The sequence below is a fragment of the Dyadobacter sp. HNCC25DJ185 genome (genome assembly GCF_056895195.1).
The window spans coordinates 566,121-578,252 of sequence record NZ_JBXHAR010000006.1 but is presented as its reverse complement, the minus strand read 5'-3'; the positions used below and the strand labels follow the sequence as shown (position 1 = coordinate 578,252).

The 12,132-nt window shown below is 44.9% G+C and carries 12 protein-coding genes and 1 tRNA gene; 7 read left to right on the top strand and 6 right to left on the bottom strand.

The window, feature by feature from the left end; all coding sequences use genetic code 11:
* Positions 1 to 50: 50 nt before the first annotated feature.
* Positions 51 to 293: an ATP synthase F1 subunit epsilon gene (gene atpC, locus AC1XUF_RS20030; protein ID WP_483343599.1), complete on the bottom strand. Its 243-nt coding sequence runs from the start codon at positions 291 to 293 to the stop codon at positions 51 to 53.
* A 78-nt stretch (positions 294 to 371) separates the two neighbouring features.
* Positions 372 to 1,886, bottom strand: coding sequence for a F0F1 ATP synthase subunit beta (gene atpD / locus AC1XUF_RS20025; protein ID WP_483343598.1), 1,515 nt, complete (start codon positions 1,884 to 1,886; stop codon positions 372 to 374).
* Positions 1,887 to 2,057: 171 nt separating this feature from the next.
* On the opposite strand from atpD, the gene AC1XUF_RS20020 reads away from it, so the two are divergent.
* The 6 genes from AC1XUF_RS20020 to AC1XUF_RS19995 all read left to right on the top strand — a co-directional run bounded on the left by AC1XUF_RS20020 (position 2,058) and on the right by AC1XUF_RS19995 (position 8,455).
* A complete protein-coding gene (locus AC1XUF_RS20020; RefSeq protein ID WP_483343597.1) occupies positions 2,058 to 4,721 on the top strand; it encodes a tetratricopeptide repeat protein in 2,664 nt (887 codons plus the stop codon).
* Positions 4,722 to 4,760: 39 nt separating this feature from the next.
* On the top strand, positions 4,761 to 5,213 hold the full coding sequence (locus AC1XUF_RS20015) for a hypothetical protein (RefSeq protein ID WP_483343596.1): 453 nt from the start codon (positions 4,761 to 4,763) through the stop codon (positions 5,211 to 5,213).
* A gap of 44 nt (positions 5,214 to 5,257) precedes the next feature.
* Positions 5,258 to 5,968 (top strand): ABC transporter ATP-binding protein, encoded by a 711-nt coding sequence (locus tag AC1XUF_RS20010; protein ID WP_483343595.1) that lies wholly within the window; start codon positions 5,258 to 5,260, stop codon positions 5,966 to 5,968.
* Positions 5,969 to 6,101: 133 nt separating this feature from the next.
* Positions 6,102 to 6,824: an RluA family pseudouridine synthase gene (locus AC1XUF_RS20005; protein ID WP_483343594.1), complete on the top strand. Its 723-nt coding sequence runs from the start codon at positions 6,102 to 6,104 to the stop codon at positions 6,822 to 6,824.
* Between the two features lie 74 nt (positions 6,825 to 6,898).
* Positions 6,899 to 7,624, top strand: coding sequence for a hypothetical protein (locus AC1XUF_RS20000; RefSeq protein WP_483343593.1), 726 nt, complete (start codon positions 6,899 to 6,901; stop codon positions 7,622 to 7,624).
* 57 nt (positions 7,625 to 7,681) lie between these two features.
* Positions 7,682 to 8,455: a hypothetical protein gene (locus AC1XUF_RS19995; RefSeq protein ID WP_483343592.1), complete on the top strand. Its 774-nt coding sequence runs from the start codon at positions 7,682 to 7,684 to the stop codon at positions 8,453 to 8,455.
* Between the two features lie 60 nt (positions 8,456 to 8,515).
* On the opposite strand, the gene AC1XUF_RS19990 is transcribed toward AC1XUF_RS19995, so the two are convergent.
* Both AC1XUF_RS19990 and msrA read right to left on the bottom strand, forming a co-directional pair.
* A complete protein-coding gene (locus tag AC1XUF_RS19990) occupies positions 8,516 to 9,046 on the bottom strand; it encodes a hypothetical protein (RefSeq protein ID WP_483343591.1) in 531 nt (176 codons plus the stop codon).
* Between the two features lie 140 nt (positions 9,047 to 9,186).
* The gene (gene msrA / locus AC1XUF_RS19985) at positions 9,187 to 9,780 is read right to left on the bottom strand and encodes a peptide-methionine (S)-S-oxide reductase MsrA (RefSeq protein ID WP_483343590.1); all 594 of its coding nucleotides are present in this window, start codon (positions 9,778 to 9,780) and stop codon (positions 9,187 to 9,189) included.
* Positions 9,781 to 9,980: 200 nt separating this feature from the next.
* On the opposite strand from msrA, the gene AC1XUF_RS19980 reads away from it, so the two are divergent.
* On the top strand, positions 9,981 to 10,520 hold the full coding sequence (locus AC1XUF_RS19980; RefSeq protein ID WP_483343589.1) for a CopD family protein: 540 nt from the start codon (positions 9,981 to 9,983) through the stop codon (positions 10,518 to 10,520).
* 38 nt (positions 10,521 to 10,558) lie between these two features.
* On the opposite strand, the gene AC1XUF_RS19975 is transcribed toward AC1XUF_RS19980, so the two are convergent.
* Positions 10,559 to 10,642 (bottom strand) — tRNA-Leu (locus tag AC1XUF_RS19975).
* 69 nt (positions 10,643 to 10,711) lie between these two features.
* Entirely contained in the window at positions 10,712 to 12,112 is a 1,401-nt protein-coding gene (locus AC1XUF_RS19970) for an MBL fold metallo-hydrolase RNA specificity domain-containing protein (RefSeq protein WP_483343588.1), read from the bottom strand.
* Between the last annotated feature and the right edge of the window lie 20 nt (positions 12,113 to 12,132).

The window sequence follows — 12,132 nt, the reverse complement described above, 5'->3', positions numbered from 1 at the left end:
AAAGCAGAAGCCGTCACCAGCCTCTGCTTCTTTCAAAATTTTCGGGATGACTATAAAATAGCTTCTGCCAAAACCAATACTTTATTATTGAGCACTTCCACAACGCCTCCGTCGATGACGTAGGTTTGTTTGGCAGCCCCGGTATCTACTACCACATCTCCTTTTCCAAGTGTACTGACCAAGGGTGCATGACGGTTTAATATCTGAAATTGTCCTTCTGTCCCCGGCAACGTGACTGCATTCGCTTCTCCTGCGAATACTTTTTTGTCTGGGGTAATGATTTCTAAATGCATTTTTTTGGCGTTTAGCTGTTAGCCTCGAGCTGTAGGGACTTTCTGGAAGTATACAGCAACTGGCAAACCGATTTTGAATTATCTGCTTGCTTCGGCTAGCATTTTTTCTCCTTTTGCCTGAGCGTCTTCAATCGTTCCAACCAGGTTGAAAGCCATTTCAGGAAGGTGATCATATGCACCATCCATGATCAGGTTGAAACCTTTGATGGTATCGTTGATATCAACCAGAGTACCTTTCAAACCTGTGAATTGTTCTGCAACGAAGAATGGCTGAGACAGAAAACGTTCCACACGGCGGGCGCGCGATACCACCAGCTTGTCCTCATCCGAAAGTTCTTCCATACCAAGGATCGCGATGATATCTTGCAATTCTTTGTAACGCTGAAGAATGTTTTTCACACGCTGAGCGCAGTCATAATGTGCAGCACCCAGTGTTTCAGCATTCAAAATACGCGAAGCCGAATCCAATGGATCCACAGCAGGATAGATGCCTTTTTCGGACACCTTCCGGCTTAGTACCGTAGTAGCATCCAAGTGAGCAAATGTTGTTGCAGGAGCAGGGTCAGTCAAGTCATCCGCAGGTACGTAAACCGCTTGTACAGAAGTGATTGATCCGCGTTTTGTAGAAGTGATACGTTCCTGCATCTGGCCCATTTCTGTTGCCAGGGTAGGTTGGTAACCCACCGCCGAAGGCATACGTCCCAAAAGGGCCGAAACCTCAGATCCCGCTTGTGTAAAGCGGAAGATATTATCAATAAAGAAAAGAATATCGCGACCTTGTCCTTCGCCGTCACCGTCACGGAAATATTCCGCCATCGTCAGACCAGACAATGCCACACGTGCACGTGCGCCAGGAGGCTCGTTCATTTGTCCGAAAACGAAAGTTGCTTGTGAGTCTTTCAAAGTATTGTAATCCACTTTTGAGATATCCCAGCCGCCTTCTTCCATGCTGTGCTTGAACTCTTCGCCGTATTTGATGATACCGGCTTCGATCATTTCACGCATTAAGTCGTTTCCTTCACGGGTACGCTCTCCAACACCTGCAAATACCGAAAGACCGGCGTACGCTTTTGCGATGTTGTTGATCAGTTCCTGGATCAATACGGTTTTACCAACACCCGCACCACCAAACAAACCGATTTTACCTCCTTTTACATAAGGAGCCAGCAAGTCGATTACCTTGATACCCGTGAAAAGTACTTCGGTAGCAGTTGCCAGATCTTCGAATTTGGGGGCTGAACGGTGGATAGAGATACCGTTTGATGAATCAAGAGGGGTAAGACCGTCGATCGCTTCACCGATCACATTAAAAAGACGTCCTTTAATTCCTTCGCCTATTGGCATTTTAATGGGTGAGCCCAGCGGAGTAACTTTCATTCCGCGTTGCATACCTTCTGTACTGTCCATCGCAATGGTGCGGACACGGTCCTCACCCAAATGCTGCTGGGTTTCCAGTACAACTTTCTGACCGTTTGGTTTGATGACTTCTAACGCATCAAGGATAGCCGGGATGCTCGCGCTGTCCTCAAACGATACGTCTACAACTGGTCCAATTACCTGCGTAATTTTTCCTATGTTTGTCGCGTTTGCCATTATATAAATTTGATTATCTCAGGTGAGGTTATTTTCAGACCGCAAAAGTATGGGATAATTTGGTTAGTACCAATAGTTAGCAAGCTGAATTATTGGATATTTTTTAGATAATCCGGCGATTTTCAATCGAATAATTTTAAAGAATTCCGGAAATGGAGTTTTAAATAATTTATGAAGGAATTTTTTTTCTGGAAAGTCTGGTCTTCCTCCGAGCGTAGAATGACGGTTGCGGCTTTTGTAATCCTGCTCTTGGCTGTGACATTCTTTGTTTTCAAAATCATTGATCCGCTGCAAAATGCAGTGCGCTGGAACGTAGTCAGCGAAATGTCAGATATCAGTACGGTGGTTGACGTCATACAATTAGGGCAGTGGCAATACGGGGTATCCATACCTTCGCACCTGGTTACCGAAACCTTCATGGCCTCTGTGATGGAAGTTGATTTTCAGGTCGTCTACATATTCTGGTTTCTGGCATTGACTGGCCTGACGCTGGTCCTGGCAGCTATGACGACCATGTCCCGGTTCTGGTATCTCACGGGCATGGTGGCGTTTATCCTTTTTCTTGCCTTCTCGAGACTCGAGACATTGGGTGTTCTGGGCGAAGGAAACCGGTTTCTGTTTTTGATAACGGTGATTTTGTATGCCGCAATCACGTACTATTTTCATGCATTCAGGCCTGATCTCGGAATCGCACTTCGCATTGGAGGGGTTGCATTGGTTTCGGTCCTGGTTGTTTTGCTGGTCACTTTCGCATCAAAGTCTGGGATTCCTGCATTAACAGCCGCGACCTATTCTTTTCCCATGTGGCTATTCATAACAGTAGTTTTTTTGTTGGTCAGCTCAACAGAACTAATGGCGGGAATGGTGTGGCTCAGCACTAGCGGCTCAGTTATCAAGGGAAGGTCAGGCCCTCTTAATTTTGTTGTAATCAGTGTATTGTACCTGCTTCTGCTTCTTTTACTATATCTAAAAAACACCAGGAAAATAGATTGGGAGATGACGTTGGTAAACCCGGTGTTTCTTGGGTTGGGCGCGGCTACCCTGGGATTGTGGGGTTTTCGTCGCAGGGCCGATTCAACAGGAAGCATCATTCCGTTCCGGAGCACCGGTTTCTGGCTCTATATTGGGATGTTTATCATTTCTGTCGCATTCGTCGCTTTTTTGGCTGGAACAGCGAATGATCCTGTGCTGGAAACATTGGAAGATGTTGTGGTACAAGGACAACTTGCAATGGGATTGCTCTTTTTCTTCTACATACTCGTAAATTTTTATCCGCTTTTCCGACAGAGACTGGCAGTATATAAGGTACTCTATAAACCGATGCGTTTCGGCCTTACTCAAACACGACTTTTCGGGTTTGCCGGAGTTGTTATTTTGTTTTCAACACAAAAGCTGCTGCCTGTTCATCAGGCTATTGCAGGCTATTTCAATGGATTGGGGGATTTGCACACAATTACGCAGGAGTTTGCTCTGGCCGAGCAATATTACAAGCTCGGATTGCAACAGGAATTCCAGAACCATAAATCCAATTACGCATTGGCTTCGCTTGCATTGAAGCAAGGTGACCGGAATGCTGCTGCTTATTATTTCAGACGGGCTCTTCTTAAAAATCCTTCACCGCAGGCATATGCAGGCTTAAGTGGGATACTGGTTCAGGAAGATCTTTTTTTTGATGCCGTTTATAGTTTGCAGGAAGGGATCCGGAGGTTCCCGGAAAGCGGGGAACTGCTCAATAACCTTGGAATGCTGTATTCGAAGACCAATGTTGCCGACTCCGCCTATTATTATGTGGAAAGGGCCCGGGCTAGCGCCGCTCGTCCGGAGATCCCTGCTACGAACATGCTCGCGATTCTTGCAAAAAGTACAGATTCGGGCTTGTTAGACTCTCTTACCTCTGGTTCTGAAAAGCAAACCTATCTATCCTGGCAGGCGAATTGGCTGGCGGTGCAGAATTTAAGGCAAAGTTTTTCAAAAGAAGGATTCAGCACACAATCAGTTCCGGCAGATTCCCTGCTGAGTGTTTCCGGTCTCGCATATCTTCTGAATTACGCGACCAACCAGGCCAAACACGACAGTTTCCCCGCAAAATTGTTGCCAAAGCTTGCAATAAAAAACCCGATGCTGGCCCAAGACCTTAATTTTGCGGCACTGTACCCTGAGTTTTACAGCGGTGATAAATTGAAAGCCATCGAAACCCTCTCTGCTTGGTCGGCGGAAGATGGGGAAACCAGTAATTTGTACCATAAGGTTTTAGGACATTGGCTGTTGCAATTGGGATTGTACGACAAAGCTATGGAAACCCTATCGGTAGTCGAGGGAGTAGAGGGGACAATAGGGATGGCAGTGGCTAATGCTCTTTCTGACAAAAAGGAAATCGCGGCGGTTTTGTTGGACAAAATTCGGGAAAAGAAAAAAAATGCAGCTATTGAGCAGTTGAAGCAGACACTGTTTTCCGGGGCTAAACCTAAATCATCCGCCGATTCGCTGCTGCTGGCGGCAGAGAATGCGCCTTCCGACGCGAATTATGAAAAGGCAGTCCATGCTAACCCGTTCAAATCAACTGTGGTATCCACGGCCGCGGAATATTTCCGAAAAAAGAAACTAACAGCCAAAGCCTACAAGATTGTGGTAAACGCGCTGAGATATAATGAATATGCCCCCGAAATATGGGAGCAATACGCATATCTGAGTTTGGAACAGGGCTTGATAGCTCAGGGAAATGAAGGTGAAGCGAAAGTCAGGCAATACGCGTCGCCAGCCGATTATCAGCGATTTATGAGTCGCTATCAACCTATGCGGGCACTTATCGAAAAACAACGGGCGGAATTTCAGTGATTTAATATTTTAGTTAGCGCAAATTACACTTCATCAGCAATGTCCTTAACCTGGAAATCTAATTTTACCGGTACGGAAATCAGGATTTTCCGGGGTAAGGTTATCACTGGATTGCTAAAAACCAGCGGCTGGAAAAGCAAAGGTTACGGAGAACTGGATGGAAACCTTATGAGGTTCAAAACCAGGGGTTTTTGGCAAAAGCTTACGGAAATCACCGACATCGATGGAGAAAAGGTTCTTGGTCAGATTCGGTACCGATTTATCAAAGGCGCAGCAACCATTACTTACGATAACCTGGATTATGAATGGAAGTTTGATTCCTGGACTCGCAGAAAATGGACCCTCAGAAATGAGGAGCAGGTTGCTGCATTTAAGCTAAAGGATTTTTGGCAGAAGGAGGGCGAAATAGAAAAAGACGGCATTCCGTCAGCTGTAATTCTTGCGGCGCTGTATGCGTACATCCATTTTCGGAAGGTATCAGCCGTTGCCTGAAAAACCCCATATATTAAGATATTCCGTACTGAAAATATTTCTCCATGAAAATTATAGAAACCACTGACATTTCGAAACGTTACGTAATGGGCAGCGAGGTGATACAGGCGCTGAAATCAGTTACCATTTCGGTTAATAAAGGAGAATATGTAGCCTTTATGGGCCCGTCAGGGTCAGGGAAATCTACATTAATGAATATTATAGGGTGCCTGGATACACCAAGTATCGGGAGATATATCCTGAATAGTAAGGATGTAAGCGATATGACAGAAAGCGAGTTGGCTGAAATCAGGAATAAGGAAATTGGCTTTGTATTTCAGACTTTCAACCTTTTGCCACGTATGTCTTCATTGGACAATGTAGCACTTCCATTGATATACGCGGGTTTGAGCAAGTCCGACAGGACTGAAAAGGCAATGTTATCCCTTAAAAATGTCGGTCTCGAAAATCGTGCGGGACATAAGCCCAACGAGCTTTCAGGGGGACAAAGGCAAAGGGTAGCTATTGCCAGGGCATTGGTTAACGACCCCAGTATTTTGCTCGCTGATGAGCCGACGGGAAATTTGGATTCCAAAACATCTTACGAGATCATGGACTTGTTTGATCAGCTTTACAGTAAGGGAAATACGATCGTCATGGTAACACATGAAGAAGACATCGCCCACTATGCACATCGTATTGTCCGTCTCCGCGACGGACTGGTTGAATCGGATACGATTAACCCGAACCCTACGAAAGTGAGTGCTTTGGTCTGAATGATAACAAACCCGCTTATTAAGATTGGAATAATTACCTTTGTAAAGAAAAAGCTCAGATATTAAACAAGGTCAATCCGAATGAGTTATCCTTAAATGATAATTCATTCGGATTGTTTTTATTGGAACGATTATGAAATTGAATTTCAAAGACATCATATTATTCGAAAATGAAGACTTCCTGGTGGTTAACAAACCACCGCATTTGGCTACACTGGATGAAAGAACCGCGGATAGGGGGGGGAGTGTACTGCGTTTGGCAAAAGAATACAATTCGGAACTTCAGGCCGCTCACAGGTTAGATAAAGAAACGTCAGGTGCACTGGCATTTGCAAAAAATCCAGCTGCATACCGGCACCTTGCCATGCAATTTGAACATAGGGAAGTTACCAAACGCTACCATGCGGTTGCGAACGGCATCCATAACCTGGATAGTATTTCTGTATATCTGCCTATTTTACCCCTCAAAAATGGTACTGCCGTTAAAATAGACCGTGCAGAGGGTAAGGTAGCCGAGACGATTTTTAATACTTTACAGGTTTATCGTGGATACACTTTAGTGGAATGTATACCCATAACCGGAAGAATGCACCAGATCCGTATCCATTTATCGTGTTTGAAAGCTCCTATAGTGTGCGACCCTCAGTACGGTGGAGAGCCTATTTTTCTTTCGAGCCTGAAACGCAAATTTAATTTAAAGAAAGAAACAGAGGAACAGCCTCTTATACAGCGTGTTGCGTTACATGCCCATTCGCTGTCTTTTGCATTGATGAATGGTGAGCCAATACGGGTTGAAGCTCCGTATCCCAAAGATTTTGAAGTGCTTGTGAAGCAGTTGAATAAGTTTGGAATATAATAGCATAGTTTTTTAGTGCAAGTCAGGAAAGTTTGAATAGGTTTAAATCTATTTTTCATCCTAACCATGCCACTATGCGACTACACACATTAAGAAATCTGCTCGTCCTTTTTTCGTCTCTCTTTTTTATTTGCAACGCAAACGCCCAATCTGTCCGAAAAAATGATGTGATTGTGAAACGCGACAGCTCGCGTATTCAGGCGCTTATTATTCAGATGAGCTATGAAAAGATTAATTACAGGGATTTGGGCACTCCTGACAGCGCCAAAACTTATATCTACCTGGACCAGGTTGCACGTGTCCTTCTCAAAAATGGGAAAAATATCAATGTCCGGGATTCAGTGCTCGCAGGAAAGATACCTCCGGATAGTGTCGGTCAATACGCTGATTTGAACAATTTGCCTGCCAATGCTTTTGAGAAAAGTGTCGTGATGGCAAACTCAGATCAATTGCGTGATAAGTTCCGCTATCATAAAGACCGATCGATCGATGGCAAAACCGGGGCCATCGTGTTCACTTCCGTCGCAGTTGTCTCATTGGTTTCAGGAATTATCATTTCTACGACTGGCGACAGTCCCGATAATAAGACGATTGGAAATTCGCTTGCGATAGCCGGCCCCGCAGTGGGGATTGTGCTAGGCACTGTTGGATTCAAGAACTACAAAATACATAGGGCCAAGGCGGAGAAGGTCAAAGCCGAGCTGGAAAGGCGGAACCAGCCACTCACTACTTTCAGGCTGAGCCCAGGTTTTGATCCGTTTAATAAATCAGGCCATCTTACCTTGAGCTTGTCATTTTGATAAGGATTAATTTATTACTTGATTAGGTGAAGATTAACTGATTAAGATCTTTGCGCAATGAAAGTAAATTTACCTAAGCTGCCCGCCCAGCTTTTAGCCCTGCTCTTTATGATCTTCCTGGGTGAGCTCAATGCACAAACGCCCCGGAAACCGGATGTTATCATCATGAGAGATGATAGCAAGCTTGAAGTTTTTATTCAGGAAGTGGACGAAAATTCAGTGAAGTATAAAAAAATAACCGATACAGAAGGGCCGGTTTTTACTATACGCAAAACTGAAATAGCTTCGATCCGCTACGGAAATGGGGATGTCGAAACTTTTGAAGCAGTTTTGGAAATGCCCAGTTACTATGCCCCGTCCCAAACTACGAAGGGGATGAGGCCTCAGGTTACAACTGCTCCTAAAACCGGCAATAAGTTTCTGGACGAAATCCGGTCTTCAACCCCAGACCACCTGAGGGCGACTTACAGATTTTACAAATCGAGATCTAAGGGCGGAATGATCATGGGGATTGCAGGAACTTCTGCTGGCATAATTGTAGCGGGCATAGGTACCGGCATTGTGGCAAGTGCTACGGACGCGAATGGAAATTTTAAAAGTTACCAGGACGAAAGACGCGCCATAAGAGGTGCCTGGATGATGATCGGAGGATTTGCAGGTGCGGTAACTTTCGGGACGGTGGGATTTATCAAGGCAGGGAAAAATGGTTCAAAGGCTGGAAAAATCCGCAGGGAATTGCTGCAAAGAAATGAACCATTGACGTTTCAGGTGGGTCCTGGCTTCAATCCGTCGACTGGCGCTGCTTATGTCACATTACGAATTGGGCTTTAAACGAAAAATCGGCCTGGAATTTCTCCAGGCCGATTTTTAATGCATAGAATTTCGATCTTATCAAAATTTGAAAGCAATACCGGCTTTCAAGGGTGAAGCATTGTAACCAACCTCTGCAAATACACCCATTGTTGGTTTGAAGTAGTAACGTGCACCTGCAAAAGCTCCGAAGAAAACACCGCTGCCATATCCATCATTGTACACTCCGCTGTATCCATCAGGATCGCTAAAAGAAGAAACGCGGTATCCAAGAGCTGGACCAGCATAAAGATCTAGATTGTCGATTTTCAAAAAGTGCTTGCCGTAGTGGTACGAGCCTCTTGCGGCGATGGTTAAAAAGTTGTATCTCCATTTGTAACCGAAATAACCGTAATTCCAGGTGACAAAGTCAGCTTGAGCCCCAACACTTATAAAATCGTGAACGCCACCCTCAAAAGATGCACCGACACCCACGCCGCCGCCGCCGTAGGTGCCGCCTAAGTTAATTCCAGCATTCAACAATTTATCTCCTTTTTCAAACTGAGCAAAAGCTTTTTCCGAAGTTACACTCAGGACAGAGGCAACTAAAAACATAAATAGAATCTTTTTCATCGTAATAGATTAGTTATTGTTAAATAATAATGGCACAAATTAAAGCCTTTATTTTAATGCTTCAAAACTTGTGCCATTCATACTTATTATCCGGGGACTTCTGCCTTATAAGCGGTTTTTCACCACTTTCCGGACAAAGATCAGATGTGTTTGCGGAGTTTGTCCTTGAAGACTTTCTTAAACTTGTCGAGTTTTGGGGCAATCACGAATGCACAATATCCCTGATCGGGGTTGTTTGCAAAATAGTTCTGATGATAGTCCTCTGCCGGATAAAATTTTTGCGCTTTGGAAATCTCCGTCACGATTGGTTTTCCATAAGCGCCGGATTTATCCAACTCCGTCTTTGCCTGCTCGGCCAGGTTCTTTTGTTCGTCGTTATGATAAAAAATGGCCGAACGATATTGCGTTCCCACATCATTTCCCTGACGGTTCAGTGAGGTCGGGTCGTGGCTGCGAAAAAATGCTTCAAGCAGGTCAGCATATGTAATTACTTTAGGGTCATAAGTAACTTCTACACATTCGGCATGGCCGGTTGTGCCTGTACAAACGTCTTTATAATTCGGATTGGGGTCATGTCCACCCGAATAACCGGAAACCACTTTTTTGACACCGTCGAGCGACTCCATCACCGCTTCTGTGCACCAGAAACATCCGGTGGCAAAAGTGGCAATCTGGGTGCCGGTTGTATCGACATGATTTTCGTCCAGTAAGGTAGATGCAGTTTCTTTGTCCATATTTTTCTTATGTTTTTTTTCCGATTGAGCGCAGGATATGACAACCATGCAACACAAAAAAAGAAATGTTAAAACGGGGATGGTGGTTCTCTTCATGTGATATACGTTATTTTTCAATTGGTAACGATTAGCTGAGAAAGAAAGTTTTATCAGCCGTATTCATAAGATATTTACGAAATTTGCCTGCGAAAAGATCTACCATGACGTATCTTCATTTTAAAGCGCTCCATATCATTTTTGTCGTCAGCTGGTTTGCCGGGTTATTTTATATGCCCAGGCTTTTTGTATACCATACAGAGGCGAAGGACAAACCCAGCCCAGAGAAAGAAATCCTTTTGACCCAGTTTACCAAAATGGAAAAGCTGCTGTGGAACGCGATCATGAAGCCGGCGTGCTGGCTTGCATTATTGTGCGGAACAGCGATGCTATATCTAAACCCTGCGTGGCTGGATCAGGACTGGATGCGATTGAAATTGTTATTCGTGTTGGGACTACTGGGTTACCATTCATTTACGCGCAAGCTACTCCTGGAATTGCGGTCTGAAAAGTTTCGGTATACCTCCTTTCAATTGCGCCTATTTAATGAAGTTGCAACCATATTTCTTTTCTCTATTGTGTTTCTCGTCGTTTTGAAGAATACAGTCGACTGGCTTTGGGGGGTGCTTGGGCTTATTGCGTTTGCAGTTGTGATAATGACTGCAGTGAGGATTGTAAGAAGGATAAGGGAAAAGAAGTTATAACTAAAAACGCTGCTCCTGATAACAGGAACAGCGTTTTGTGCCGAAGGCGGGACTCGAACCCGCATGGGGCAACCCCCACACGCCTCTGAAACGTGCGTGTCTACCAGTTTCACCACTTCGGCATTTGAAATTGGGTTGGCAAAAATAGGAAAGACTTGGCAAGTTTTCCAAACTTACTAAGTTTATATCCTTCAAATTTCTACATTTTCGTAAAGGGCGGGAATATATACTTCCTTAAAGCCCGCGTTTTGCAGCTTCAACTTAAATGAAACCTGTGTTTCATACTCTCCATGTACCAGGAAAATTTTCTTTACCCGATCTGCAGTCTGGCAGGATAGGAAATCCAGCATTTCATTGTAGTCTCCGTGTCCCGAAAAGGACTCCATAGATGTTACGTGGCAGCGCACTTCAAATTGTTCGCCAAAAATATCTACATGCTTGTCGCCACGTTTCAAGGCTCCGGCAAGTGTATTGGCCGAAGCATAGCCGACCAGCAAAATGGTGGCAGTCGGATCACCTATGTTGTTCTTGATATGATGCTTGATCCGCCCTGCCTCGGCCATCCCCGAGGCTGAAATGATGATGCAAGGTTCCTTCTTATCGTTCAGGGCAATGGAATCCTCCACTTCTGAAATGTAGTGAAGATAAGGGAACGCAAAAGCATCCCCATCTTTTTCAATATATGCCAGGATCTCGGGATTGAAACATTCGTCATGCTCTTTCATGATTGCGGTAGCGCGTACAGCCAGCGGGCTGTCTATGTAAACCGGGATGTGCGGCAGCTTTCCAGAACTATACAATTGGTCAAGAGCGTAAATTAGCTCCTGTGTCCGGTCGATCGCAAATGCCGGTATGATCAGTTTTCCGCGATTTTGAACGCAGGTTTCCCTCACAATCTTTAGGAGATGCGCATGCATATCGCCTTCCTTCTCATGCAGACGATCGCCGTAGGTAGATTCACAAATGATGATATCGGCTTGCGGGAAACTGTCTGGCTTTTTGAGTATCCTGTCTTCTGGCCTGCCAATATCACCTGTGAATGTCAACTGCGTAAATGTGCCTTTGTCAGGAATGGTCAAATGTACCGCAGAGCTACCTAGCAAATGTGCGGCATCGGTCAACACCACCGCAACTTCACTGTTTTTCCCCAGATAAAAAGTCTGGCCATATTTGACTGTCTTTAACAAAGTCAGTGCATGCGCCGCGTCCTCCGAGTCATATAATTCTTCTAGGAGTGGTCGACCTTGTTTTTCGCGACGTTGATTGATTCTCTCGACATCCTGTTCCTGAATGTGTGCGCTGTCCATCAGCATGACCCGACAAAGATCAGCTGTGGCAGAAGTACAGTAGATCGGCCCGTTGAAGCCCTGCTTGACAAGTCTCGGGATCAGACCAGAATGGTCGATGTGTGCATGTGAAAGTATCAGATAATCAACCTCAGAAGGTTTGAAACCAAATTTCTGGTTAAATTCATCTGTTTGGATGCCCTGAAATAACCCGCAATCGAGTAATATTTTGGTGCCTTTTTCGGTGGTGATCAAATGCTTGCTGCCGGTGACAGTGCGCGCGGCACCAAAAAATTGAATATGCATGCCTGGAGGTTTAGTTGTTG